This window comes from Desulfotruncus arcticus DSM 17038, assembly GCF_900113335.1.
GTDB lineage: Bacteria > Bacillota > Desulfotomaculia > Desulfotomaculales > Desulfallaceae > Desulfotruncus > Desulfotruncus arcticus.
In genome coordinates this window covers 167,367-193,048 of record NZ_FOOX01000009.1, presented here as the reverse complement: position 1 = coordinate 193,048, position 25,682 = coordinate 167,367, and the positions used below count along the sequence as shown (strand labels likewise).

The 25,682-nt window shown below is 49.0% G+C and carries 24 protein-coding genes and 1 pseudogene; 12 read left to right on the top strand and 13 right to left on the bottom strand.

Annotation, left to right across the window (positions count from 1 at the left end; genetic code table 11):
* Positions 1–44 precede the first annotated feature (44 nt).
* From BM056_RS13450 to BM056_RS13435, 4 genes are all read left to right on the top strand, one after another.
* Positions 45–779: a helix-turn-helix transcriptional regulator gene (locus tag BM056_RS13450; RefSeq protein WP_092471942.1), complete on the top strand. Its 735-nt coding sequence runs from the start codon at positions 45–47 to the stop codon at positions 777–779.
* Positions 780–844: 65 nt separating this feature from the next.
* Positions 845–1,759, top strand: coding sequence for a DMT family transporter (locus tag BM056_RS13445; RefSeq protein ID WP_165613520.1), 915 nt, complete (start codon positions 845–847; stop codon positions 1,757–1,759).
* Positions 1,760–1,935: 176 nt separating this feature from the next.
* Complete coding sequence (locus tag BM056_RS13440; RefSeq protein ID WP_092471940.1) at positions 1,936–2,679, top strand: class I SAM-dependent methyltransferase; 744 nt, start codon at positions 1,936–1,938, stop codon at positions 2,677–2,679.
* A gap of 82 nt (positions 2,680–2,761) precedes the next feature.
* Positions 2,762–3,433: a Crp/Fnr family transcriptional regulator gene (locus tag BM056_RS13435; RefSeq protein ID WP_092471939.1), complete on the top strand. Its 672-nt coding sequence runs from the start codon at positions 2,762–2,764 to the stop codon at positions 3,431–3,433.
* Positions 3,434–3,694: 261 nt separating this feature from the next.
* On the opposite strand, the gene ucpA is transcribed toward BM056_RS13435, so the two are convergent.
* The 5 genes from ucpA to BM056_RS13410 all read right to left on the bottom strand — a co-directional run bounded on the left by ucpA (position 3,695) and on the right by BM056_RS13410 (position 9,716).
* A complete protein-coding gene (gene ucpA / locus BM056_RS13430; RefSeq protein ID WP_092471938.1) occupies positions 3,695–4,486 on the bottom strand; it encodes an SDR family oxidoreductase UcpA in 792 nt (263 codons plus the stop codon).
* Positions 4,487–4,522: 36 nt separating this feature from the next.
* Positions 4,523–5,998 carry an APC family permease gene (locus BM056_RS13425; RefSeq protein WP_165613519.1) on the bottom strand — a complete coding sequence of 492 codons (1,476 nt, stop codon included), beginning with the start codon at positions 5,996–5,998 and terminating at the stop codon, positions 4,523–4,525.
* Positions 5,999–6,053: 55 nt separating this feature from the next.
* Complete coding sequence (locus tag BM056_RS13420; protein ID WP_092471936.1) at positions 6,054–7,052, bottom strand: phosphotransferase enzyme family protein; 999 nt, start codon at positions 7,050–7,052, stop codon at positions 6,054–6,056.
* Positions 7,053–7,075: 23 nt separating this feature from the next.
* On the bottom strand, positions 7,076–8,386 hold the full coding sequence (locus BM056_RS13415) for a class-III pyridoxal-phosphate-dependent aminotransferase (RefSeq protein ID WP_207648192.1): 1,311 nt from the start codon (positions 8,384–8,386) through the stop codon (positions 7,076–7,078).
* Positions 8,387–8,675: 289 nt separating this feature from the next.
* Positions 8,676–9,716 carry a response regulator transcription factor gene (locus tag BM056_RS13410; protein WP_092471934.1) on the bottom strand — a complete coding sequence of 347 codons (1,041 nt, stop codon included), beginning with the start codon at positions 9,714–9,716 and terminating at the stop codon, positions 8,676–8,678.
* 455 nt (positions 9,717–10,171) lie between these two features.
* Here BM056_RS13410 and BM056_RS13400 point away from each other — a divergent pair, with 455 nt between their 5' ends.
* From BM056_RS13400 to BM056_RS13385, 4 genes are all read left to right on the top strand, one after another.
* Positions 10,172–10,873 carry a phytoene desaturase family protein gene (locus tag BM056_RS13400; protein WP_092471932.1) on the top strand — a complete coding sequence of 234 codons (702 nt, stop codon included), beginning with the start codon at positions 10,172–10,174 and terminating at the stop codon, positions 10,871–10,873.
* A 345-nt stretch (positions 10,874–11,218) separates the two neighbouring features.
* Complete coding sequence (locus tag BM056_RS13395) at positions 11,219–11,653, top strand: pyridoxamine 5'-phosphate oxidase family protein (RefSeq protein WP_238456458.1); 435 nt, start codon at positions 11,219–11,221, stop codon at positions 11,651–11,653.
* 54 nt (positions 11,654–11,707) lie between these two features.
* On the top strand, positions 11,708–12,193 hold the full coding sequence (locus BM056_RS13390; protein WP_238456457.1) for a DUF4351 domain-containing protein: 486 nt from the start codon (positions 11,708–11,710) through the stop codon (positions 12,191–12,193).
* 271 nt (positions 12,194–12,464) lie between these two features.
* Positions 12,465–13,289, top strand: a complete 825-nt coding sequence (locus tag BM056_RS13385) for a nitroreductase family protein (protein WP_092471930.1) — start codon at positions 12,465–12,467, stop codon at positions 13,287–13,289.
* Positions 13,290–13,427: 138 nt separating this feature from the next.
* Here the strand turns inward: BM056_RS13385 and BM056_RS26875 are convergent.
* The 3 genes and pseudogenes from BM056_RS26875 to BM056_RS13375 form a co-directional block, all read right to left on the bottom strand.
* Positions 13,428–13,508: pseudogene (locus BM056_RS26875) on the bottom strand (nickel pincer cofactor biosynthesis protein LarB); the annotation flags it as partial.
* Positions 13,496–13,711, bottom strand: coding sequence for a LysR family transcriptional regulator (locus BM056_RS27650; RefSeq protein WP_353740149.1), 216 nt, complete (start codon positions 13,709–13,711; stop codon positions 13,496–13,498). The gene BM056_RS27650 and the pseudogene BM056_RS26875, both read right to left, overlap by 13 nt.
* 141 nt (positions 13,712–13,852) lie before the next feature.
* The gene (locus BM056_RS13375; RefSeq protein ID WP_092471929.1) at positions 13,853–14,749 is read right to left on the bottom strand and encodes a LysR family transcriptional regulator; all 897 of its coding nucleotides are present in this window, start codon (positions 14,747–14,749) and stop codon (positions 13,853–13,855) included.
* 215 nt (positions 14,750–14,964) lie between these two features.
* Here BM056_RS13375 and BM056_RS13370 point away from each other — a divergent pair, with 215 nt between their 5' ends.
* The 4 genes from BM056_RS13370 (at position 14,965) to BM056_RS13355 (ending at position 19,332) form a co-directional block, all read left to right on the top strand.
* Positions 14,965–16,140, top strand: coding sequence for a metal-dependent hydrolase family protein (locus BM056_RS13370; RefSeq protein WP_092471928.1), 1,176 nt, complete (start codon positions 14,965–14,967; stop codon positions 16,138–16,140).
* A gap of 86 nt (positions 16,141–16,226) precedes the next feature.
* On the top strand, positions 16,227–17,510 hold the full coding sequence (locus BM056_RS13365) for an MFS transporter (protein WP_092471927.1): 1,284 nt from the start codon (positions 16,227–16,229) through the stop codon (positions 17,508–17,510).
* Positions 17,511–17,547: 37 nt separating this feature from the next.
* Positions 17,548–18,699, top strand: a complete 1,152-nt coding sequence (locus BM056_RS13360; protein ID WP_092471926.1) for a M24 family metallopeptidase — start codon at positions 17,548–17,550, stop codon at positions 18,697–18,699.
* A 171-nt stretch (positions 18,700–18,870) separates the two neighbouring features.
* The gene (locus BM056_RS13355) at positions 18,871–19,332 is read left to right on the top strand and encodes an MFS transporter (protein WP_092471925.1); all 462 of its coding nucleotides are present in this window, start codon (positions 18,871–18,873) and stop codon (positions 19,330–19,332) included.
* A 160-nt stretch (positions 19,333–19,492) separates the two neighbouring features.
* Here BM056_RS13355 and BM056_RS13350 read toward each other — a convergent pair whose 3' ends face one another.
* The 5 genes from BM056_RS13350 to BM056_RS13330 all read right to left on the bottom strand — a co-directional run bounded on the left by BM056_RS13350 (position 19,493) and on the right by BM056_RS13330 (position 25,637).
* A complete protein-coding gene (locus BM056_RS13350; protein WP_092471924.1) occupies positions 19,493–20,185 on the bottom strand; it encodes a class I SAM-dependent methyltransferase in 693 nt (230 codons plus the stop codon).
* 174 nt (positions 20,186–20,359) lie between these two features.
* The gene (gene lipA / locus BM056_RS13345; RefSeq protein WP_238456456.1) at positions 20,360–22,000 is read right to left on the bottom strand and encodes a lipoyl synthase; all 1,641 of its coding nucleotides are present in this window, start codon (positions 21,998–22,000) and stop codon (positions 20,360–20,362) included.
* Between the two features lie 20 nt (positions 22,001–22,020).
* Positions 22,021–23,613, bottom strand: coding sequence for a 2-oxo acid dehydrogenase subunit E2 (locus tag BM056_RS13340; protein ID WP_092471923.1), 1,593 nt, complete (start codon positions 23,611–23,613; stop codon positions 22,021–22,023).
* Positions 23,614–23,615: 2 nt separating this feature from the next.
* Positions 23,616–24,638, bottom strand: coding sequence for an NAD(+)/NADH kinase (locus tag BM056_RS13335; protein ID WP_092471922.1), 1,023 nt, complete (start codon positions 24,636–24,638; stop codon positions 23,616–23,618).
* Positions 24,639–24,665: 27 nt separating this feature from the next.
* Entirely contained in the window at positions 24,666–25,637 is a 972-nt protein-coding gene (locus BM056_RS13330) for an alpha-ketoacid dehydrogenase subunit beta (protein ID WP_092471921.1), read from the bottom strand.
* Positions 25,638–25,682: the final 45 nt, after the last annotated feature.

The window sequence follows — 25,682 nt, the reverse complement described above, 5'->3', positions numbered from 1 at the left end:
CATGGATAATAGAAAGAGGATGAGTAAAATGGGGGGGATTGATTATGGGTGGCAACCTAACAGAAGTTTTATGTGAACGAAGAACTTATGATAAAGAATATTATACTCACAGCCATCCTTATGCTCAACTTATCCTGCCCATAGAAGGCACCTTACATTTCAGAACCCAAATTCACGATTTGTCACTAGATAGCCGACATTTGTTTTTTCTGCCGCCAAATTTCAGCCATACTTTTTGTGCCACTGACAGAAATGAGTTCCTGGTATTGGACATACCTCTTTTCGTGCTGCCTGATATCGGCAGCACAGATATAGCAATGTACCAGGTTTTTGATGACCGCTGGAAAGCCATCAGGTTCTTGCTTCTAAACGAAGGAGCTAAAAAACCCTGTCGCAATAGTGCTTTAGAAAGCCTCATCCGCTATGCGGCCAGTTTTCTATTGGAAGAAGCTACCCCTGTTTCCATCCAATATATCCACGAGCATTATCATGAGAAAATCACCATTAACCAGCTTGCTTCCCTGGAACATTTCGAAGCTTCTTACTACTGCAAGTGGTTCTACAAGAAAACGGAAATGACCCCCAATGCCTATATTCGGAAAATTCGCCTGAACAAAGCCAAGGAATATCTGCGAGATACGAATTTATCAATTCTGCAAATCGCTCAGCTTGTGGGATACGACCATCAGAGTTCGCTCACAAGGCTGTTCCAAAGACATCTAGGGACATCCCCCAAAGTTTATAGAGAAATTAAAACGGATAAAGAAACCCCAAAATAGGAAAAGACAAAGCGGTTTACTATTCATTATAATACTGTTAACTTGCTACTGAAAGGAAGATGAAAGTGAACCGCGAAATGGCGTTTGGATTACTGCTTATTGTAATAGCGGCAGTTTTTTTCGGCACAACAGGAACGGCGGCTACCTATCTCCACAGCCTGTATGGTGTTGACCCACTTACCGTTGGTGTTTGGCGTGTCTTTTTCGGGGCACCGTTTTTATTTGTGGCATCCTTGTTGACAACAAGGGAAACAGGCCTGCGGATATATCGAAGTCACTCGATCGGATTTCTTATCTTCGGTATTGCTGTTGCCGGTTACCAGCTATCCTTCTTCCAAGCGGTAATCCGTACGCAAATCGCAACAGCCACCCTGCTAACTATTTGTGTCGCCCCTCTGCTGGTGGCTTTTTTGGCCCGTGTGTTTCTGAAAGAACGTTTAACATCCCGCATTCTGGCAGCACTGGCATTGGCCCTCCCGGGGACGGTATTGATCCTGGGGCTGCACGGGGCCGAGGCAATACTCACTCCGTCTTACCTTTTCGGCAATCTTCTCGCCCTTGCCGCAGCTCTTTCATACGCTACCACCATAGTAACCGGGAAAGGGCTTACGGGGAGTCTCCCGCCCATCCAGGTTATGGCCATGTCTTTTGGTACCGGGGCACTTTTACTCCTTCCCTTCGCCGGCATTCCACAGCACCTGCCGTTAGCAGGTTGGCTTATCCTCCTTTATCTGGGGCTGTTTCCGACGGCAATTTCCTACGCCCTTCTCGGTACAGGGCTAAAGAAAGCTACGGCCACTTCATCATCCATCGCCGTACTCGTCGAGCCCCTGGTGGCGACCCTGCTGGCCGTGGGCTTTGTGGGGGAACGGTTGACGATGGCGGGCTGGGTTGGGGCAGTACTGCTCCTGGCCTCTCTCGTGGTTTTAACGGTGCCGGCAAGGCGGATTAGCCGATCGGAGGAGAAGCTGTACAAGTAAAGAACTTCTCTCATCTCTTCAAGCTTTTCCCCTTCATCAGGATGAAAATTAATTTTGGCAAACCGGGAGCCCTAAGTTGTGCTTGATCTTGCATGGAAATAAATTTCATATTAAACTACCAACCACAAAAGAAATGAGCCATTAAGAACGAACAAACAAAGAATGAGTGGTGTTTTATGAAACAAAATATTTACGATGATCCTGCTTTTTATAAATCATACATTAATCTTCGTGAGAAAGGGAACGGACTCAACGACGTTCTTGAAATCCCGGCTTTCAGATCGCTGTTACCTGATCTAAATAATAAAGATGTTTTGGATTTAGGCTGCGGATTCGGCGAATCATGTAAATGGTACGTTTCACAGGGAGCTAGGAGAGTCGTTGGATTAGACATTTCCGGCAAAATGATCAACAGGGCGAAGCAGGCATTTAATGATAAAAGGATAGAATATGTAAACATGCCAATAGAAAATTTAGATTTTGGGCCCGATAACTTTGATTTAGTTCTAAGCTCGTTGGCATTTCATTATATTGCCGACTTCAAAACCGTAGTCGATAGAATATGTACTTGTCTAAGACCCGGTGGCTTCTTGATATTTTCACAGGAGCACCCGGTTACCACTGCAAAGAAATTATCTGGTGGATGGGTTAAGGACCAAAATGGGCAAAAACTACATTGGATGCTGGACGATTATGGCGAGGAAGGGATCAGGAAACAAAAATGGTTTGTCGAAGGTGTAATAAAATATCACCGGACACTGTCCACCATTATAAATACGTTAACCGAAACAGGATTTCAAATATGCAAAGTAATAGAACCAACAGCTACTGCAGAAGCAGAAAAACAAAATAAAACATTAAAAGAAGAACGAAGAAGGCCTCCGTTTCTAATAGTAAAGGCATTAAGGCTTGGAAAATAAATAAAAGGATGTTTCGAAATTATCACTTCGGAAGCGGGCAAAAGAACATTTCAATTGATTATATTCTAAAGAAGGTGCTGAGATGGAAGTCAACCGCCATTTATGCTTAAAGGACCTGCCCCTTTTTGAAAACGTTGAGGATGAGGTTTTTAGTACGGTGTGCCGTGGGGCTGCCGTAAAAAAACATTGCCGCCGGGGAGATATCTTGTTTAATCAGGGAGAACCTTCCGATACGTTGTATTTAATTAAAGAGGGGAGCTTTAAGCTGGTTCGGGTTAACGAAGACGGAAAAGAGATAATCCTTCAGTTGGCCGGTAAAGGGGAAGTGCTGGGGGAAGCTGCTTTGTTTCGTGAGAACAGCCATCCGGCAGCCGCTGTGGCATTGGAAAATGCCCGGGTTTGTGCCCTCAGCCGCCAGCGTTTGGAAAAAATTATCCGGGAGTCGCCGGATCTGGCTTTGCAGGTTATCTATAGCCTGGGCAACCGGCTTTATAACGCCTGGGAACAGGTAACCGAGCTGCGTACCGGGTCCACCCGGGAGAGGGTATTAAACTTACTTATCCGGCTGGCCGGAGAGCGCGGTGAACCATGTCCCGAGGGAACCCTGATCAAACTTCACCTGACCCAGCAGGATATCGCTGATTTTGTGGGAGTTTCCCGGGTAATGGTAGCCCAGTCATTGAAAGAACTAACCTCCAGGAATTACCTTATCAAGAAAGGCAAATATTATATCCTGAAAGACCGTTGTTTTTAACGGCTAGGTCTTCACCGGTCAAAGCAAACAGCCGCTTTTCAACTAGATAAAGATGCTGGCGCCAAGGAGATTGACTATGGGTACACAACCTAACAGAAGTTTTTCCAGTTCTTCTTACTCGTTCCTCTGACCAGTCCACTCTTATGCAGTAGCAATGATTTCCTGGCACGGGAAAGGGCATGGGGAAACCTGCTTTAACCAGGCGCCCCATGCCCGCTTCACCAAAAGTAAGAAAAAAATATGGAAATCTTATTTGAAGTACTATACACCCATGGTAGAAGTTTCCGGCAAAGTGCTTCCTCCATCAATAACAATTTGAGTACCTGTCAGATAACTTGACTCGTCACAACCCAAGAATGCCGCAAGCTCACCAACTTCTATAGGGTCTGCCAGTCGTTTCATTGGAATTGCACTCGCAATACCATCAATAACGCTTTGTGGATTCCCAGGGTTGCTCTGCAGCGCCATGCCCTTAACCAATGGTGTCAGCACATAACCTGGACAGATGGCATTAACAGTGATGTTGTAATCCGCCACTTCCCGAGCCATCGCCTTGGTAAAGCCAACCAACGCAGCCTTTGTTGTCGCATAAGCGACTTCACCCGGATCCGCCACCATATCACCTGTTACCGAGGACATAATTATAATTTTGCCATAGCTCTGTTTGATCATATACGGCACAATAAGCTTTGTTGTATTCCACACCCCTTTAATATTGACATCAATATGGAAATCTCTATCCTCGTCGCTCGACTCCAAAAATCCACCAAGTTTACACACTCCGGCGTTATTAACCAGCACATCGATCTTACCAAAGGTTTCAATTGCCTTATCAACACCTGCCTGAATACTCCCAATATTAGTAACATCCACACTAACTGCAATTGTTTTACAACCCTGCTCACACAGTTCCTGTGCAAGCTCCTCTGTGGCATTTGAGCGTGCCGCCAGAACCAATTTTGCACCGTGCTTTGCATATATCCTGGCAATGCCCTCTCCAATTCCCTTGGATGCTCCTGTAATAAACGCGACCTTTCCCGATAGCTTTCCCATAAGTCAATGCTCCTCCCGAAACAGTTATATTGTGTCCTAAAACTCCTTTTCACCATCTGGTGTCATCATCCAAACCTTTTGTACAGGCCACTTTTTAACCATCATCCAAATCCACAATACAAGCCCCACACCCATATAACCGGTAAAGCCAACCCAAGACTCCGTTGCCTGACCGTAGGCAGTGAAACCGCTTATGACTATGGCGATTACAAGTGCCAGGTATCTCATTTTGTTACCGCCCGGCAACTTATAGGGGCGCTTCCATTCCGGGTGTTCCTTTTGCATCTTAATGGAGGAAATAACAGAGATAATGTAGCAAGTCGCACAGGCAAACGCCATAAGATTAAAGAAGGCGGTGATGCTTGGCATAAGCAGGAACATCACGCTAAGTACAAAGATCAAAATATTGGGCAGAATTGGCTGACCATATTTATTTGTCTTGGCAAATGCCGCAGGCAAAAAGTTCTGTCTGCCCATGGCGTAAATCATACGTACGGAAGAATACCAGAAGCCAAGGACACTCGTGCCAATTGGGAACAGTACGCCAATAACACCAAGTAAAAATGCGTACTTTGCCCAACCGTAAGCCTCAAAAAACGCCTTGATGGAGATAAACGGGGCACTGCTGCCACCCTCGGTCAAAGTTGCCCAGGGTGCCATACCGGCAAGCGCAAAGTAGAAGATTACATAGATGGCGCCGCAAGTTATCACTGAGCCGAGAATGGCCTTTTTCTGTTCCTTAATAGGGAAGGTACCTTCCTCAACCATAGCAGGAACTGTTTCAAACCCAAAGAACGGGGTAATCATAAATGCCGCACCGATGATCCAACCTATCCAGCCGCCATTGCCGGATGCGCCGCCGCCGTTTAAAGAGGTGGCGAAGAAATGGTCAAAATTTTCCATACTCCAATTACTGGATACAAGATATAAAGTTGCGGTTAATACCACTCCGGCGATACTAAGGAACAACATGGCTGTCTGTACCTTGCCGGCCACAACATTTTTAACCAGACTTAAACCACACCATACAGCCAAGGCAACGGTGCCCACTATTACCTCATTCGTGCCTGTTAGATTCAGACCGAACTGGTAATTGAGCCAGTCGATAATACCCAGGGTACCCGCGGCGGGTACTGCAGCCCAAGCCATCATGATCAGCCAACTGGACCAGAACCCCGCATGCCTGTTGATGCCGATTGTGTTAAATACCAGCGATGAGCCGGTACTTGGAAGCATGGTGGAAAGCTCCGCATAAACAAAAGCGATGGGCAGCACTGCCGCTGTCATGATGGCATAGGCCAAGAAGGTTGCCGGGCCGGTATAGGACATAAAAATGCCGTCCCAGTAAAACATGAATGTATAAATTGCACCTGTGGCCATGGCATAAACATACAGAAGATTCATTGACCTCTGCAAGGCATTTCCTTTGTTGAGCCGTGGCACTTTAATCGCTGTTGTGCTTTTTGTTGTACTTCTTGCTGCACTTGTTGTTGCACTTGTTGAAGTGCTCATAATCATTCCCTCCCAAGATTGAATAATTGAAACGTGCTCCTTTTCGAACATTCACTTAAGCAAATTTTGTTAAGTATCTTTCCGCCAGCATGGCTGTGCCCTCAGTAAATCCCAAACTTAATTCTTTAACCGGATCGCTGTCAAAGTGGCTGGTAATCCAGGCCAGCAACTGCAGCCTGCGTTGCATCACAAAGGTGTCAATCTCTGCCAAATCCTCTTGTGTTAAACGCTCGACCTTGCTATATCCCTCAAGCCACGATGCAATCAGGTCAGGTGTGATGGGCTTTGTTTCAACAAAACTGACAGCTGATGCCAAATCGTGCAAAAACCAGCCAAAACCACAATCATCAAAGTCAATGACCTTGATCTGATCATCTTCAATTAACAAATTGGCCAGACGCAAATCCGCGTGAATCAAACCAAACCGCTCCCTGGTTATGCCGTAAGCATCAAGTCTCTTCTTAATAACCTCACTGGTTCTTTCCAACAATCGTTTAGCGTCGAGAGTTAAATCCGCCGCTTCCTTCCAACTGCCCCACTTGGCATTATCGCCGATCATCGTTTCATAGTTCCAAGTAAAGCGGTTCAGGTTCCCGGCATTATTCCACATTTTGGCTTGCCTGTGTAAATAAGCAGTGGTGGCACCCAGATCCGTAAACTGTTTGACCACTTCTTGTTCATCGTTTTCATCCGGCGCACTGCCTGCCAAAAATTCATACATGACACAGGCGTAGGTCGAGTTAGTCAACCAACTGGAAATAATCTGCACATACGAACCATCCCGGCCCTTAACCGGATCTGCTACGATGATCGGTGTATAGTTTTTTATTTCCTTCAGCCATATAATTTCATCACGCAATTCCTCTATGGTGTGATAGCCCGGGCGGCTGATGCGCAGAACCGCTTCCCTGGCCAGGGTGTCTTTATTTTCCACGAGATAAGTGATATTTTCAGAAATCTGCAGCAGCCTTGTTTGACAGGTTTTCTCCATGCCATATTTTTTGAGCGCGTCCAACGCCAGGCTGTCAAATACCTCAATACAGTCCAACGCCATTGCTTCCACCTCACTTACCTAATTCATTTGCCACAAGCAGCCGCCGCTTCTTTAATTCCTTTGGCCATCTTGCCAAGCAGTTCGTCGCAATATTCCTTTGTGCACAGCAAACCGGGCTTAAACTGCAATACACGATTATCGAGCATGGAGTAAATGGCCCATACACCGTTTTTATACAAATGCTGCATCACCAGAACGGCACTGCCTGCACCGGCAAATTCAAGGCCCATGATCAGGCTGTTCTGCCGGATACCGGTAAAGAAATGGGGATTGTCCGCCTTAATTTGTTCCAATCCGTTTCTCAGATATTGGGAAACAAATTTGACATTTTCCCTGGTAGACGGTCTGTTGAGAATTTCAAACACCTTTAACGCACAAATACAGCCAAGTTCACTTCCGCCAAAGGTGGACATATGGGCTGAACCATCCTGCCGCATCCATTGAGCTGCTCTATCGTTCATAATTACCGCGGAAATTGGATAGATACCCCCACTGAAACCTTTGGAGGTGACAATCATATCGGGTATTACCCCGTAACCGGTAATCGCCCACATCTCACCGCTTCTCATTAGACCTGTTTGCACCTCATCGGCGATATATAATGCACCGTACTTTTCACAAAGCGCCTTGACAGCAGGCAGATAGCCTTCCTTCGGCAGGGGAAAACCGTAAGTCGCAGGGATCGTCTCCATAATGACACAGGCTGCATCGTTTTTGGAAAGGGCTTGTTCCATGGCCTCGATATCATTAAACGGGACCTTAACGTTGAACTCTGCCGTGGTATCCGCCAAAAAAATCTTGGCAAAACGGTCCGAGCCTGCTGCCACGGCCAGACCTGTATGGCCATGGTAACAGTTTTGCACGGAAATAATTTTCTTTCTGCCCGTTGCGTTTCTCGCACACTTGAGAGACAGGTCAACCGCTTCGCCCCCGCTTGAGCCGTATATTACATGAGTCATACCCTGGGGAGATGCCTCAATAACAGTTTTGGCCAGCGCCGCCTTGACGACAGACGGGAAATGATGGTTACCCATATCACACTGGGCGGTACCCTCAATCAGCGCATCAATAACCTCCTTGTTTCTATGACCCAGGCTGTAGGTGCCGCCGTTGATATGCACATCCATCAGCTGTTGGCCCTCTAAATCATAAAAGTAATAGCCTTCCCTCTTTCCCATGACCAGATCAATACCAAGATCCAACCATTCTTGTGTCTTGCCACTGTTCCAATAGGTTAAAGAATCCTTAAAAACCTGATCTTTCTTTGCCTCGTCAAAAATTTTCATGGTCTGATTTCCTTTCTGTCCGGAAAAAGCGCTTTTTCTTTTGGACACAACTTAAGCTGGTACCAAAAAAGAGGCCTATGATGAATGTTCACCACATGCCCCTTTGCCACAATGCTCCTTTGCATAAACGACGTATTTTTTATTGTCCAAGCAAGTACTTGTGCCCTTGGACACAACTATACGTCAAGTACCAAAAAAGGGGCATATGATGGATATTTATCACATGCCCCTTTGCCGTATGCTTCTTTGCATAAACTTTATGTTTCTCTATTGCCCTATTATAAAAGTCTGTCCTGCTTTTTTCCATGTAACATTTTGACGTTCGCCCCGAAATTTTTTAGGTTTTGAGGTATTCTTTATACTGAGATGGAGAAAATCCTGTCTTATTTTTAAAAACCCTGCTGAAATATTCGGCATCGCTATAGCCGATGGTTGCCGCTATTTCACTGATTTTTCTCTCCTCATCCATGAGTAAAATCTTCGCCCGGTCAATTTTTACGTCGGTCATAAAATCTATAAAATTTATGCCCGATACCTTTTTGAAAACATGGCTGATATAGCTTTTGTTTAGAAATACGCCGTTGGATACGTCTTCCAGGGTCAGTCGCTCATCAACATGCACCACAACATATTTTCCGATGTGATAAATAAGTTTGTTATCGAGCATTTGATATTTTTTAACTACCTTTGCAGCTTGAGCAAAATCACGTTTCCATTCCCTCTTGATGGTCTCTTTATCTTTGACTCGAAATCCCATTTGATAAGTATAGTGTTTATCGTAAATAAATTTTTCGAGCCACGGTTTTCTTTGAATAAGCTCCTCATATATTTTATTTTTAGCCCGGTCTCCAACCACTTGTCCGTTTATGGCGTCATTTCCCCAATCAGAATAAATCTGTTCTAAAATACTTTCGCAGATAATATCTGTGTTTCCCCCACCTAAAAAAATATTTTCAATCAGCGCATCGACCTTAAAGGAGAGTTTCTCCCACACATACTGCTCGCCAAACCGTTCATAAATCCGGCTAATAGCGCAGTCAAACTGCTCTTCAGATACAGGTCTCACCAAATAATCAAACGCACCTGCTAAAAATCCGGTACGCACCTGCTCATAGCTATTGTCCGTGCTGATTAGAATCAGATGAATGTCGGAAAGTCTGTGCCGAATGCATCGAATCAAGGTAATGTCCTTAATAAAACGGCCATTTGTCACAACACACACAATATCTGCTTTACTTTCCCGCAAACAGTCCATGGCATGTTCCTCATTATGTTCTACCGCGACAAGTTTGAAATCATGCCGTATCCGCCAAATATTCATTTTTTCTATTGCTTTTGCCGTTATCTCTTCAGAATCTACAATTACTACCCGGTACACTGATTTCGCCCTCCAATTTTCTGTAAAACATAAAAAGCAGGGGGAACAACTACGAACGCCGTTGTTCTCTCTGCTAGCAAAAAAGCCGGTTTAACCGGCAGCTGGTATTTATCTCTTTTACTCACCTTGATTATCTTGCTTGACAGTCATGATTTTCTTTTATACTTGCTTTACTTTTCCAACGTGGATGCCGCACACTAACTATATAAAGTGTTCCGGGCGTTCAGCCGGTGCTTTGATAACCAAGTCAAATTCTTATACCAATATTATCACCGTTTTTATTAATTATAACATTGTTGTCCTGGATGTTTCCAGAGCCTTTCATATTGGCCGGGACGGCTGCAAGGTCTTGAGCTGCGCACCATGTCCCTGCTTGCCGCCCGCCATGGAGGATATCGGATTTTTATACAGAAAATAACCAATTAACAGCTTTAATATATTTTTGAGGCTTAATCATGATTAATTGTCTTTTGGCAACAGAACTTTATATGCCTTCACTGATAACCGGCTCGGTAAAACGGTCCCGGCTTGGAAAATACGTTGACCAAAGTACCCGTGAACGGTATAACCGGTGGCCGATTTTTTGGCCGATTCATCTCGTTAGTTTTGGAATTGCCCGCCAATTTCCCAACGAACCGTCTGAAACAATAATTTTATTAAAAGAATCTGTAAATACCGGCGACAAAGAAGCTTTTCACGCGTATTTGCGAATTTTCAACCATGACAATTCATTGGCGCCTGAAGGCAAAACAGTAGTTCAAGCTTTGCTGGAAACAGATTTTAACCATTGGTATAATTTGCAGGAAGACAGATTCCTTTATGAAACTGAAAAAGCAAGGGTGGCCAACGATGTGCTCCGTCGTCTGGAAGCGCTCTACCCCGGCATATCCTCCCTTGTGGAAATGACCGATGTGGCCGCACCTTATACTTTTTGGCGCTATACCCGTAATCACCGGGGTTCCTTTGAAGGTTGGCTGCCAACACCTGAAGCGGTAAGAACCGTGATCCCTAAAACTCTGCCGGGATTAGCCAACTTTTATATGGCCGGCCAATGGGTTCAACCTGGAGGCGGAGTACAACTGTCGATAAATTCAGGCCGCGATTTGGTGAAAACTCTTTGCGAGCAGGGCAGAAAGGAATTTTCAACACGTGGGTGAGCGATTAACGATAGCAGGTTGGGGCAGTCAGACTCGTGGCCGCTCTGTGGTTTTAACGGTGCCGGCAAGGCGGATTAGCCAACCGGCGGAGAAACAGTGCAGGTAAAGACCATCTGTCATCCCCTCGCAAAGACACATGCAGAAGGTTTAAACAGATGCTAATTAAAGTATAGAATGAAAGTAATTTCAAATACCAGTTGTTCTTAGGTTTTGTTTTAATATATTTACAAAAAACTAACCTGAATTGGATAGCGGATATATTACGCTCTTATAAAAGTTTATGAGCATTAAAATATAATAAGGAGGCTGGCTGATATGAGAGATACGCGAAGAGTTGATAGACTAATGCATGAAGAAGAAGCATTGAAGATTTTGGTAGAAGGAGAGTATGGGATTCTTGCAACAGTTGATGACGAAAATCAGCCTTATGGGACGCCTTTGAGCTATGTCGTTATTGAAAACAATATCTACTTTCATTGTTTTACCGAAGGTAGCAAGCTTGATAATATAAAAAACAACAACAAAGTATGTTTTTCTGTTGTAGGCAAGACAAAAGTTTTACCTGATAGGTTTGGCACCCTATACGAGAGTGTAATTGTATTTGGAGAGGCTAATTTGGTCAGCGATGAAAAAGAAAAGATAATGGTTTTCAGGGAATTTCTTAAAAAATATTGCTCTGAGTTTATTTCTAAAGGAGAAAAGTATATAGATAGTGTAGGACCGAGGGCTATAGCGGTAAAAATAACAATCAAGAGCTATACAGGAAAACACCGAAATTAAACCCGGCCCGAATGGAACTGCTGGCTGGCGGTGGCCGCCGCCCTTTTAAGCAAAATGGGCTTTAAGCCGGAAGAAAAGGTAACGGTAAAGCTGGAATTCATGCGCATGCTGGTACGCCTGAAACTGGACCCGGCCCGGATGGAGTTGCTGGCCGGTTTTTTCGAGACATATCTGAAACTGAACCGCGAGGAAGAAGAACAATATAACCGGGAATTGGGAAAACTGGATCGTAAGGAGGTCGATGTAATTATGCAGATCACCACCAGTTGGCATGAGAAAGGACGTGCCGAAGGACTAGCGGAAGGTCGAGAAGAAGGTCGAGCAGAAGGTCGTGCCGAAGGCCGGGTGGAGAGAACCAGGGAAATCATCTGCAAATATTTAACCCGCAAGTTTGGGGAAAGATCGGCCAACCTGCAACAAAAAGTGGGGCAGGTGACCGATCTGGAGCAATTGGACCATATCCTTGAGGATCTGTTTGCCGCCAGTACTTTGGAAGAGGCCCGCGCCATCATCAACGACGACATTGGTGAACCATTATAACATTAGGGGCTGTTGCACAACGATCTAAAAGTTCGTAGTGCAATAGCTTTTTTTACATTTTTATCTGGAGAAAATCTTAACTATATCTTCATAGATAAAGCTCCTCAACATTCTCACCACTTAATACTGAAAAAAATACATTGGCACTGGTTAGCAGTTAATTCAAACCTTATTTTATAAGCATCTCGTCAGAAAGATGCTTATAATAATTGTGGTGGCTACTAATTTCCAGTAAGTTTGAGAGTGATTAAATATATGAAAGGATGAGCTTATGAGTCAATTGCTTATTGACAGGGAAAAGTGCCAAAAAGACGGTATCTGCGTCGCGGAATGCCCCATTGGAATTATCGCTATGGAGGAAGCTGAAGGATTTCCCTCATATCTACCCGGCACCCGGGAATTCTGCATTGCCTGCGGCCATTGCGTGGCGGTGTGTCCTCACGGAGCTTTGTCATTAACCGGAATGCCCTCCGGAGATTGCCACCCGCTGCAAAAGGAGTTATTACTCACCCCGGAGCAAGTACGGCAATTCTTAACCTCCCGGCGCTCCATCAGAGTTTACCGGGATAAACCGGTAGACCGGGAAACCCTGCAAGAAATAATTAACGTTGCCAGTTATGCCCCCTCGGGTCATAACAGCCAGCCGGTGCACTGGCTGGTATTGCAGGAAAAAGAAAAAGTCAGGCGGTTTGCCGCCCTGGTGGTGGACTGGATGCGCTACATGATACAGGAGATGCCCGAGCGGGCGAAGATAATGCATCTGAATAGAGTGGTGGCGGGCTGGGAAAAGGGTGAGGATAAAGTAACCCGCCAGGCCCCGCACATTGTCCTGGTCCATGCCCGGGGTGACAATATGATGGCGCCGGCAGCCTGCACCATAGCCATGACCTACCTGGAACTAGCTGCCTACGGATTCGGGCTGGGGGCCTGCTGGGCCGGTTATTTCTATGCCGCCGCCAGTTCCTACCCGCCCATGCAAGAGGCTCTGGAGCTGCCCGCGGGGCACAAAAGCTTTGGCGCCATGATGCTGGGTTATCCTAAATTAAAGTACCATCGCATACCGCTACGCACCACTCCCAGGATCAACTGGCGATAGATTGACAGACAGAGAACCCGGACTTTCTATCCAAAGTCCAGGTTCTTTTTTTCGTTGCCTCTTATGCCTGCTTCATTGCCTTTACGTTCTTTTGTCGTCTCCCATGTCAGTGCAAGATTACCCACCGAATTAATCCTTAATGGGTTTATCCATAAGTCCTCCTATAACGCTGGCAAGCGCTCCTTCCATGCCTGATACTACGATAACTACCTTTGCACCCAATCGCTGAGTATTTTATTGGTTTTTTCCCAAAATACCTGTCCCGCATAGGTAAGTTTGATCTGATGTTTATTGCGTAAAAACAGTTGTATCCCTAATTCATCCTCTAGTTGCTGAATCTGCTGACTCAGAGGCGGCTGAGCTATTTTTAAGCGCTTTGCGCCTTGCTGAAATTCAAATTTTCCGCAACGGCGACAAAGTATCTTAGATGCAGCAATTCCATAATCAACTTCCTCCGTTTATATTTTCTAGATATGACTAATGTATATATTACATATAACCACTGTCTTTTCCTGTTGCAAAACCCTGGGCATTTAACCCGAAAACTGACAGATTTTATAAAATTAATCCTTAAGCACCGGAAAACACCTTGTCGCCAGTTCCAGGAAAGTGTGCACAACCGGCGAATTTTCACTTTTTCGCCAGGCTAATGCTGTTTGCAGCTTCGGAAACGGGTTTTTCAACTGGCGGTAAACAACGCCTTCCATATGAATATTTTGCAGCGAGTGTGGCACTAAAGAAATCCCCATTTTTGCAGCAACAAGGGCAAGTATCGTGCCTAACTCCCCCGATTCTTGGACAACATTGGGACTAAAGCCAGCGTTATGGCAAATGTTGATTATTACGTCATAATAAGCCGGCCCTAATTTTCGCGGCGTCATGATAAATAATTCCGCCGCCAGTTCTCCCGCCTCGATCCCGCCCGTTTTTTCCGCCAGCGGATGATCCGCCGGCAGGGCCACGACAAACGGCTCATAGCGGATAACCCCAACATTCAATTCCGCAATTTCAAGAGGCGCACAGAGAATGCCTACGTCAATCTCCCCCGTTAATAATGCTTCCACCTGCGCTGTAGTCACCAATTGGAACACAGTCAAATCGACCAAGGGATAACGCGCCTGGTACAGTTGTATCAGATTCGGCAAAATATCATAGGTTGCCGTGCCGGTAAAGGCCACTATTATTTTGCCCAATTCGCCGCGATGCGCTCTTTGGGTGGCTTCACAGGCTCTTTCAAGATCATTGAGTATTTTACGGGCGTTATCCAAGAACACTTTTCCGGCGTATGTAAGTTTAACTTGACGTTTGGTGCGTAAAAACAGCCGCACTCCCAATTCATTTTCAAGTTGCTGAATTTGTTGGCTCAGCGGTGGCTGGGCTATATTTAATTTTTGCGCCGCCAGACTAAAATGCAGTTCTTCTGCAACCGCAACAAAGTATCTTAAATGCCGCAGTTCCATAAACTACTTCCTTTCATTAATATTCCCCAAGTATAAATCGTCTAGTAATTATATATTGGACATATTTTATCCTGCTTTATATAGTGAAAAATAAGAAAATAAATTGCAAAGGAAGTGTAATTAATTTTTATAAGAGTTATTTTCTGAATCATTAACTAATTTGGATTTTTTCCAAAAAACAATTCCGGCAACGGGAAAATTAGGGGGTAATCTATGTGTTAATTAAAAACTGTACTTTGGTAAACGTCAAAAGCGGCGAATTAATTTCGGCTGCCAATATTCTTATTGAAAAGGGCAAAGTGGCCGTTATTAATCAGGAATCGAGTTTCCAGGTCCCGGCTGGCACTGAAGTGACTGACGGCAGTGGTTTATTTGCCATCCCCGGGTTAATTGATTGCCATGTGCACATGGTCTGGGACGGCAGCGACGACCCGAATTCGGTAATCCTGGGAATGGACGACGAACTGCTGGCTGTCGCCACGGCAAAACACGCCGAGGCGACTCTCAAACTTGGCATCACCACCATTAGGGACCTTGGAGCGCCGCGCAACGTGGGCTTTGCCGTCCGGGAGGCTATTCGCCGGGGTCTGATCGCCGGGCCAAACTTTTTGATCGCCGGCCCGCCGATTTGTATGACCGGTGGCCATGTTCATACGCTCGGCGTGGAAGCCGACGGCGTGGACGCGGTTCGCAAGGCAACCCGGCAGCTATTAAAACAAGGTGTAGACGTTATAAAGCTAATGGCTTCCGGCGGAATTTACACCGAAGGAGAGGAGCCGGCCTCGCCGCAACTCAACCTGGATGAACTGACAGCAGCGGTAGAGGAGGCCCATAAACGTAACGTGAAAGTAGCCGCACACGCTGAAGGCGTAACCGGCATTAGGAATGCGCTGAAAGCGGGTGTCGATACCCTTGAGCACGGGAACCTGGGCGATGAAAAAGCGTGGGAAATGTGCGTCAAACAAGGGACATATCTGAGCCCCACCCTGGTAGTATTCAAATATATCGCCGCAGCGGTCGGTGAAGGCACTCCGGAGTTTGCGGTGCGCAAAGCTCAGGCCATGCATAAGGGACAGGTTAATAATTTCCGAAAAGCGGTGGAAATGGGAGTAAAAATTGTCGTCGGTACCGATGCCTACTCGCCCCGCACGCCGCATGAGTGTTATTTCGACGAACTAAAATACATGCACGAGCTGGGAATGACTAAACTGGCGGTATTGCAGGCGGCTACCGTCAATGCCGCCGACGCGCTTGACCGCGACGATTTGGGCTGCATCGAACCCGGCAAGCGGGCGGATCTTTTGTTATTGTCGACCAACCCACTGGAAGACCTGGATATTGGCGGCAAGATTGTTACGATAATCAAAGATGGCGCCGTTATTACGCGCTAAATTCGCGCATACAAATTATGCCCATATGTACCATCTTTGGGCATTCACAAATAATGCTCCATCAAAGCCTTAAAAGGAGGTCCGACATGAGTACCGGTGAAAAGAAAAAAACTTTTTTGGGTGCGGTTATTGCCGGAAGCGCCGGCAACATTATGGAATGGTTCGATTATTCCTTGTACGCCTATTTTGCCTCGGCAATTTCCATAAACTTTTTTCCGGCGGATGATCCTCTGGTAAGTCTGATACTAGCCTTCGTGGTTTTCGGCGCAGGCTTTGTCGCCCGCCCGCTCGGCGGCTTTATCTTCGGACATTATGCCGATAAGATCGGCAGAAAACATATTCTGGGTCTAACGGTAATGTTGATGGGCGGTAGCACCTTTATCATGGGCATTCTGCCAACATATGCGCAAATCGGAATTGCGGCGCCGATCATTCTTACTGCCGTACGACTGCTGCAGGGTCTTGCGGCCGGCGGCGAGTGGGGAAGCTGCGTTTCTTTCCTAGGCGAATATGCCAAACCCGACAATCGCGCCTATATCGTAAGTTTCGGCCAGGTTGGCGCAGCCTTCGGGTTGCTGATGGGAGTGGTCTTCGGCATGTTTTTAAGTTCCGTAATGTCTGCAGCGGTTTTGAATGCCTGGGGCTGGCGAATCGCTTTTGTCGTCGGGATTCTCGTCGCCTGGTTCGGCTACTATATAACCAAGAAAATTGATGAGACACCGGTATTCCAGGAGCAACAAAAATCAGATGCCCCCAAGGAAACGCCCCTGTTTGAAATTTTCCGCAACTATAAGAAACCGATGATTACCGTCTTCTTGCTGATGTGCGGCGGAAATATAACCTACTGGCTAATTATGACCTTTATGGCAACTTATATCTCACGTTTTTTGAAACTTTCTTTAACCACCGGGTTCTCGTTGACCGCCCTTACGATCATCGTGTATATGATCGGGTTGCCGGTCGGCGGGCGCCTGGCGGATAAATACGGCCGAAAACCGTTAATGCTCACCGGTTCCGCCGGGATAGCGGTTCTCGGTTACCCGCTGTTTAAAGTTTTGGCGCAGGCGAACAGCTATTTTGAAATGGCTTCGATTGTATGTGTGCTGGCATTTGTCTTCGCCTTGTTCCAGGGAAGCAACACTGTCGCCATGTCCGAGCTTTTCCCGACCGCCGTCCGGGTTAGCGGTTTCTCGGTGCCCTATCAGCTATCGAGCGCCGTATTTGCCGGGACGGTCATGGCTGCAGTTACCTGGCTGCTGAAGGTAACCGGAGATGTAATGGTGGTACCGGTATACATGTGCCTGAGTATGGTTGTCACTCTGTTAACGGTAATAATTCTTTACCCGGAAACTAAAGATAAACCCTTCTAACTTAATATACTTTCGTAATAACATAAGGAGCATCCGGATGAATTACCAATTGCGTAGAGAAAAACTACGGGCCTCGCTGGACCAAGCGGAAATTGGCCAAGTGCTGATTCAAAATCTGGATAATATTTATTATTTTAGCGGCTTTAACGCATTAGTGACTTCCCGTCCCATGGGGCTGGTGATTAGCAGGGAAAAAGCCTGTCTGATCGTTCCCATAGTTGCGGCGGACAGTGCGCGCAAAGAAGCCGGGGATATGGATATTGCGGTTTATTATGAACACCCGGTGGGCGAACAGGCTGAAATAGGTTTTTACGCCAGCCTGGCCAAAACGCTGGCCACCGGGACACAAGGCGGAAATATCGGTGTCGAAGCCGGAAAATTCTCTCTCGATAATCTCAAAATCCTCAACGAACTTGGCCTACAGCCGCAGGATATCAGCAGGCATCTGCAACAACTGCGGGCGATCAAGGAACCGGAGGAACTTGACGCCATTCGGACCGCCGCTCGCTACGTCGACTACTGCGTCGAAAAATCAGTGGCGGAAATACGTCAGGGAATTAGCGAAGTCGAAATTGATCGGGCGGGCGTCTGCGCGCTAAATAAACAGACAGCCGCTGATTTGCCTGGCGCCAGCGTAGCGTGTTTTTCAATGTCGCTATCGGGCGCAGCCAGGTCGGTTATGCTTCATGCCAGTTCAGGCGGACGCAAAATACGCCCCGGGGATGCGGTTGTTCTTTGCCGCCAGGTCGCGATAAACGGTTATTGGGCGCAGTGCGACCGGACCGTATTTTTGGGCAAGCCGACCCCAGAGCAGTTGAAGTATTTTTCCTTAGTGCAAGCCGCGCATGCCGCCGCGGTGGAAATTATCCGGCAGGGAATCATCGCCAGCCAAATCGACCAAGTGATTCGCGCTGTGTATGAAAAAGCGGGAGTTGCCAAGTATTTCCTCCATAGGTCAGGTTCTGGGTTCGGGATCGGCACAACGGAAATACCGCATCTGAGCTTTGACAGCAAAGACCTCATCAATGGCAACATGGCGCTTGTCATCCAACCGGCCTTATATATTCCTGGTGTCGGCGGATTCCGCTACAGCGATACCGTATTCGTAAAGGACGGCGGCAACGAAATAATCAGCCGCTTTCCCAAAGATATCAACACCATGGCCGTGACCTCTAATACGCCTGATTAGGGTAGGCGATATGCTCCCTCTCCCGAACCAAAATTATTAATACTAAGGGGGTTTTTATGTAAATCATGTGTAGGAACTTCAACCGTCAAGGCGGACAAGCCAAAACAGTCATTGTTTAAAGCTGTGTTCGCCGGCTCTATCGGGAATGCTCTGGAATGATACGATTACGGCCTGTATGGTTATTTCGCCGCCGTTATTTCCCCGTTGTTCTTCCCGTCCGGGGATCCGCTGGTTTCGCTGATGTTGACCTTTATCGTGTTTGGCGTAGGCTTTATCATGCGTCCGCTGGGCGGTTTCGTCTTCGGGCACTACGCCGATAAACTAGGTCGCCGGAAAGTGCTGGTCATAACCGTACTGCTGATGGGCATCGGCACCGCGCTGATCGGTTGCGTGCCGACTTATGCGCAAATCGGCATCGCCGCCCCTGTCATATTGGCTGTTTTACGCCTGGTTCAGGGAATCTCGACCGGCGGCGAATGGAGCAGTTGCATGTCTTTCCTTTCCGAGTACGGCACTCCCTATAACCGTGGCTTTATTGTCAGTTGGTCAAAATTTGGCGTCGCCGGCGGTTTGTTGATGGGTTCGGTCACCGGCGCCGTGATGACGGCGCCAATGGCGGTGGAGAAAGAGTAATTTCTCACCGCCATTGACGCTAAATTAAAAGACAGAGAACCCGGACTTTTTATCAATGCCGGGTTCTTTTTTTCGTTCAATAGTGTATTGCTGAACTGACCAAATGTGGCTTCAAGCAAAATGCTTAACTGTCTGGGTAACAGCACCTACTATTCCATGGTCATCCCTTCACCACCATCGCGCAGATAAAACCGCCATTGGTACAGCCGGCCTGCCGGGCAGTGTTTTCCAGCTCGGCCGCCGCCTGTTCGTTGGTATAGTCAAAGTCTGGCGGTGTAAATAGCACGGCCCGGGTTTGTACCCCTGTGCCGGGCATAGCGCTGCGCAGTTCCTCTATGGTATATAGCTTAGCTTTGTTAAAAACACTGCCGGGGTTCCGCCGGGCCTTGCCCGCGTAGTAACGCCCCCAGGCACTGTCCCGCCCCAGCACGCCAACCACCAGCCGGCCGTCGGGCTTGAGCACCCTGTAAGCTTCCTGCAGGGCCATTCCAAGGTGTGGCATAAATTCCAGGGCGGATACGGAAAGCACAGCATCAAATGAGTTATTCTCAAAAGGCAGGGCTATAGCATCCCCCTGTATCAGCTCCACATTCAAATGCGCTTCCTCAGCCTTTGTCCGTGCCCTGGCCAACATACCCGGAGAAATGTCCAGACCTGTCACCCGCAGGCCAAGGCGAGCCAGCATCAGGATATAGTTACCGGTACCGCAGCCAATGTCCAATACGCTCATTCCGTCTTTAACTTCCAGATAGCCCAATACAGCGCCCTTTTCCACCCGGTCGGCAAACCGGCCCGCCGGAGCCAAATACCAACCATCGTAATCGGCAGCCAGAGCATCAAACAATTGTCCCATGCCACTACCCCTCTTCTAAGGAAATTAAACAGCTTGGCTCAAGGGCCTTTTTAGTTGTCATTTGTGCTTATGCTCTTAGCAGTTTGTTGGTGTGTCTAACTAGAAAAAACTTTAACAGAATACCCAAACAATTAACATTTAATACCGGGATGGGTAAACATTGGTCGTCCGCCCCTACATTGATTCCCTGGAAACCTCTTTTTCATGTTCTACTGGTGATGCCGCGTTGGCGGCATGGAAGCCTACTCCCGGAGCATCAGGGGAGGCGGCATGATAAGAACTGCGCACCAGGGGACCGCAGTCGGCTCGTTTAAACCCGCGGCGCAGGCACTCTTTACGGTAACGGGCAAATAATTCCGGTGGTATAAATCCATGTACCGGCAGTTGGTCCGTTGACGGCTGCAGGTACTGGCCGATGGTAATGTAAGCGCACCCGGCCGCCCGCAGGTCATCCAAAACAGTCAGCACTTCGCCGAACCCCTCGCCCAATCCGACCATCAGCCCGCTTTTGGTAACCACCCCGGGGGCCAGTTCCCGGGCCCGGGCCAAAAGTTCAAGCGAGCGCCGGTAGTTCGCCCCGGGACGTACCCGCTTATAAAGCCGGGGCACCGTCTCCAGATTGTGGCCCAGCACCTCGGGCCGGGCTGCCAGCACTTCGGCCAGAGCTTCTTCCGAGCCTTGAAAATCAGGAACCAGCACTTCCACCGTGGTATGGGGATTCAGCCGGTGCACTGCGCGAATCATGGCCGCAAAATGGCCCGCTCCACCATCGGGCAAGTCGTCTCTGGTGACGGAGGTGATGACTGCGTGACGCAAACCCAATTCCCGCACCGCTTCAGCCACCGCAAGGGGTTCCCCGGGGTCCGGCGTCCCGGGTATTCCCTTGCTCACCGAGCAAAACCGGCAATTGCGGGTGCAGGTGTCCCCCAGGATCATGAAAGTGGCGGTACCCAGGGCAAAGCACTCCGCTGCATTGGGACAGCAGGCCCCCTCGCATACAGTGTGCAGCCCGCACCGTTCCAAAAGACCGGCCATGCTCTCCAGCACCCCCGGCCCCGGGGGCGTCACCGTGAGCCAGCCCGGCCGGAAATTTCGGGCCGCCAGGCCCAGCCGGCGCAGCAGCGCCTCCACCCGGTGGTCACCCTGGAGCACTTCCCAGCCAAACATTCCGGCCATTTCCTCCACCACCCGGCTTTTTACCTCCTCCAAGCTGACCTGATGCCCCAGCAAACCGGACATAGAGGCCATCGAAACCCCCTGTAAGCCGCAAGGATTAATCAGCCCAAAATGGCGTAAATCCGGGTGTACATTCAGGGCAAAGCCGTGCATGGTCACCCACCTGGTTACGGCCAGTCCGATGCTGGCTATTTTAGCCTCCTCCACCCATACCCCAGGCAGCCCGGACCGGCGGCCTGCTGTAATGCCATAGGCAACCAGGGTGCGGATCAGCACTTCCTCAAGGCGTTCCACCAGCCGGTGCACATCCTGTTCATAATTTTTCAGGTCCAGGATGGGATAACCCACCAGTTGACCGGGCCCGTGGTAAGTAACATCGCCGCCCCGCTCCACGTTGTATACACCGATACCCTCCCGGTACAGTCGGTCCCCACTTACCAGTATATTGTCAGCCCCCCCGGCCCGACCCAGGGTAAAAGTGGGTGGGTGCTCCAGCACCAGCAGGCAGTCCGGTATGGCCCCGTCTATACGCAGCTTTTGCAGTTCCCGCTGCAGTTTCAGAGTCCGGGCGTAATCCTCCGTGGCCAGGTCCAGCACCACGGCCTGTCGGATTGCAAGCTTCTCTTCCGTCCCTTTCAATTGCTTAACACATCCCCCGATTAACGATTGGAAAAAGCTTCCAGGCAATCCTGCACCATAACGGCACTATGAGCCAGCGCCGCACCACCCCCGAAAAATACGGATACATTGGCCGCCTCCAGAACCTGCTCGGGACTAGCCCCTTGTTCCAGCGCGTTGTAGACATGCGCAGCGATGCAATATTCGCATTTAATATACACTGCCAGGGCCACCAGTATCAGTTCTTTATTCAACCGGGAGATCTCACCGTCATCAAACATAACACCTTCTGTAAGGGCGGAAAAACCCAGCACCGCATCGGGTGCTGTTTCCATCAATTTACTAATGCCATCCTGGTAGGCTTTGCGATACTGCACCGGGGTGCTGCTGCCGCCGGCCAGCACGTTTTCCCCGCTGCTGCGGGGCTCCAACTCGAACCAGGGATGCGGGCTTTCCAGCATTTCTTTCAACCTGCTTAAAAACTCGGCTGCCAGAGAACCGTCGATAATTCTATGGTCAAAGGAAAGACTTAAAGTCATTAAGCTGCGCTTTTCCAACCGGCCGCCTTTAAGCACCGGTTTGGCGCGCATGGCCCCCACTCCCAGAATAGCTGTTTCCGGCCGGTTGATAATGGGGGTAAATCCTTCCGCACCGAACATTCCCAGGTTGCTTACGGTAAAGGTGCCGCCCTCCACCTCCCGGGGCTCCAGCTCATTGTTGCGGGCGCGGGCTGCCAGGTCTTTAATTTTGGCGGAAATTTGTTCCAGAGACAGCCGCTGGGCATCTTTAATGTTGGGTACCACCAGACCGTTTTCCAGGGCTACGGCCACCCCGATATTAACATGTTCTGACAGCTCGATTTCGCTGTCCGAACTGCGGGTATTAACCATGGGATATTCCGTCAGCGCCTGAGCCACAAATTTAACCAGCAGGTCAGTGTAAGAAAACTTTAATTTACCTGTTTCATCCAGCCCATTAAGCTGGCTGCGCACATCCCCCAGGGGCGTAACGTCTATTTCTTCCATGATTGTAACATGAGCCGCTTGTTTTCTGCTGGCGGACATTCTTTCGGCAATAACCCCCCGCATACCGTCAATAGGCATCAGCTGTGCTTTGCCATCTCCCTGCACCTGCTCCAGGTAGGCACGGACATCCTCTTCCACCACTCGCCCGCCTGTGCCCGTACCGTTGATCAAGCTGACGTCCACACCGGCTTCACGGGCCAGCCTGGCCGCCCGGGGTGATATTTTGCGGCTGCCGCTGAGCACCACGAAGGGCTTGACGGGCTTGGATTCAGCTTTTTTAGTATCTGTTGCCTGATCCTGTGCGGACAGAGCCTGTCGCAGCTCTTCCCGGGCTTGGTCTACGGTAGCTTCTAAAATATCCGCCGCATCGCCTTCTTCGGCCAGCACTGCAATTGGCACAGATATAGGCAGTGTTTTGCCTTTTTCACCGATAATTTTATACAGCACTCCACTAAAAGGAGCTTCCACTTTAATGTTAACCTTTTCGGTCATTACTTCCAGCAAAGGCTCGCCTTGCGCCACTTGCTCTCCTTCATTTTTCAGCCAGCTAGTTATTCTGCCCTTTTGCATGGTTAATCCCAATTTAGGCATTAAAACGATTTTTGCCATTGTTAATCACTCACTCCGTCGATAGTATTTATCTTAAACGCTCCCCCGGCGGCAGCCGTGGCCATGGTACGGTTTATATCCACCACCAGGGGGCCGGCCGGGGAAAGCTCCACTTCAGCCCGGTCGCCCCGGTTAACCTGAATTTCCCGCTCCCCATCCAACGCTATGAGGCAGGGATTTTCCAGTACCGCAACCCGCTGTCCGGGACTCAGCAATTCATGCCGGGCTACCGGCACTCTCCCGATCAGGCCGGGCCCGATGGCGGCCTTAACCTGCAGCGGCGTGTTGTCATCACCCACCACTATGTGCATGCCCAGCGGTTCCTCCACGCCGATATGCCGAATACCGCCGGCCACGGAAGCAATGCCAATATTGGTGGTAGCTCCCCTGGTAACCACTACCTGCTTGATTTTATCCGCTTCCCAAACCGCCCGGGAGCCGATAAACCGGTCCGTCAGCACCACGGCATCAATCAGTGCGCTGTCCGCCGGCCGGCCATTAATGTAGATCATCAATTTTTTGGTCCGCACCAGCGCCTGTTCCGGCCGGACCGCCCCGGTGACCAGAAGCCCCGCGGCCAGGCCGGCGACAGTTCCCTCCACCATGACGGGAAATACGTTGTTGGTGCCGGTGGAAATGGGCAGCAGCGGTACTTCACCGGAGCCCTGGGCCACCACCCGGTTGGTTCCATCCCCGCCCAACGTAATGATACACCGCGCCCCGGCGTCGGCCATCAAGGCAGCCGCCCGCCGGGAATCCAACTGGTTGGCTTCTACAGGCATATCCAGCAAACGAACTTCCAGCGCGGGCCGGTGCTGCCCAGTAAGGCCATCCATGGCCCGGTGATAAAAGCCGAAGTATTCGGGCATAAAATAAACCCTCTGTACCCCTACCGCATCCAAACCCAGCAGTACTCTTTTAATCAGATTTACTTTTTCGTTGTTATCAAATACCGTGGCGTAGGCCACCAGCCTCCGGATATCCTTGCCGGAGGCCGGGTTGGCTATTATTCCCACAGATGACACATATCTCTTCCTCTCTTATCCCTCTGTTTACAACAGCTCTTTGATAGCCGCCATGATCTTATTTTCATTCGGGATGAAGGCCGTTTCCAGGGGCGGGCTGAAAGGCACGGGAGTAAAGGGGGCTCCCACCCGCTTAATGGGTGCATCCAGATAGTCAAATCCTTCCTCCGCCACCATGGCGGCTATTTCTCCGCCGAAGCCGCCGGTTTTTACTGCTTCATGCACAATTACCAGACGGCCGGTTTTGGCTACAGACTCCAGTATGGTATCCTTGTCCAATGGTGACAGTGTGCGGGGGTCGATAACCTCCGCTTCGATCCCCTCACCGGCCAGAGTTTGGGCCGCAGCCAGCGCTTTATGCACCATCAGGGAGGTGGCCACCACGGTAACGTCCCCACCCGGCCGCTTGATGTCGGCTTTGCCCAGAGGAATGGTATATTCACCTTCCGGTACCGGTCCGGATAGGCCGTACAGCACTTTGTGCTCAATAAAAATTACCGGATTATCATCCCGAATCGAAGCCACCAGCAGTCCTTTGGCATCAGCCGGTGTGGAAGGCATCACCACTTTCACCCCGGGCATGTGGGTAAACCAGGCCTCCAGGCTCTGGGAGTGCTGGGCCGCAGCCCCCACCCCCGCCCCGCATACAGTGCGCAGGGTTACAGGTACCCTGGCTTTGCCGCCGAACATATACCTCATCTTGGCTGCCTGGTTAAAAAATTCGTCCAAACACACCGCCATAAAATCCACAAACATAATTTCCGGCACGGGCCTCAGTCCGGCTGCGGCCGCGCCTACGGCACTGCCTACAATAGCGGTTTCCGATATGGGCGTATCCATTACCCGCCGGGCACCGAACTCATCAATTAAACCGGTGGTAACACCAAAACAGCCGCCAAAGACACCTACGTCTTCTCCAAAAATATACACCGTGCCGTCCCGCCTCATTTCTTCCCTCAGGGCAGCATTAATGGCCTGCGCATAAGTCATTTCCAACATATCAATCACCCCTTCGAGATAAATTGTAGATCAATTGGTTAATAT

Excerpts from the sequence above, each read along its gene's own strand:
- BM056_RS13450 (WP_092471942.1), top strand. The coding sequence starts at position 45 with ATGGGTGGCAACCTAACAGAAGTTTTATGTGAACGAAGAACTTATGAT.
- BM056_RS13440 (WP_092471940.1), top strand. The coding sequence starts at position 1,936 with ATGAAACAAAATATTTACGATGATCCTGCTTTTTATAAATCATACATT.
- BM056_RS13435 (WP_092471939.1), top strand. The coding sequence starts at position 2,762 with ATGGAAGTCAACCGCCATTTATGCTTAAAGGACCTGCCCCTTTTTGAA.
- ucpA (WP_092471938.1), bottom strand. The coding sequence starts at position 4,486 with ATGGGAAAGCTATCGGGAAAGGTCGCGTTTATTACAGGAGCATCCAAG.
- BM056_RS13425 (WP_165613519.1), bottom strand. The coding sequence starts at position 5,998 with ATGAGCACTTCAACAAGTGCAACAACAAGTGCAGCAAGAAGTACAACA.
- BM056_RS13420 (WP_092471936.1), bottom strand. The coding sequence starts at position 7,052 with ATGGCGTTGGACTGTATTGAGGTATTTGACAGCCTGGCGTTGGACGCG.
- BM056_RS13400 (WP_092471932.1), top strand. The coding sequence starts at position 10,172 with ATGATTAATTGTCTTTTGGCAACAGAACTTTATATGCCTTCACTGATA.
- BM056_RS13395 (WP_238456458.1), top strand. The coding sequence starts at position 11,219 with ATGCATGAAGAAGAAGCATTGAAGATTTTGGTAGAAGGAGAGTATGGG.
- BM056_RS13390 (WP_238456457.1), top strand. The coding sequence starts at position 11,708 with ATGGGCTTTAAGCCGGAAGAAAAGGTAACGGTAAAGCTGGAATTCATG.
- BM056_RS13385 (WP_092471930.1), top strand. The coding sequence starts at position 12,465 with ATGAGTCAATTGCTTATTGACAGGGAAAAGTGCCAAAAAGACGGTATC.
- BM056_RS13375 (WP_092471929.1), bottom strand. The coding sequence starts at position 14,749 with ATGGAACTGCGGCATTTAAGATACTTTGTTGCGGTTGCAGAAGAACTG.
- BM056_RS13365 (WP_092471927.1), top strand. The coding sequence starts at position 16,227 with ATGAGTACCGGTGAAAAGAAAAAAACTTTTTTGGGTGCGGTTATTGCC.
- BM056_RS13360 (WP_092471926.1), top strand. The coding sequence starts at position 17,548 with ATGAATTACCAATTGCGTAGAGAAAAACTACGGGCCTCGCTGGACCAA.
- BM056_RS13350 (WP_092471924.1), bottom strand. The coding sequence starts at position 20,185 with ATGGGACAATTGTTTGATGCTCTGGCTGCCGATTACGATGGTTGGTAT.
- BM056_RS13340 (WP_092471923.1), bottom strand. The coding sequence starts at position 23,613 with ATGGCAAAAATCGTTTTAATGCCTAAATTGGGATTAACCATGCAAAAG.
- BM056_RS13330 (WP_092471921.1), bottom strand. The coding sequence starts at position 25,637 with ATGTTGGAAATGACTTATGCGCAGGCCATTAATGCTGCCCTGAGGGAA.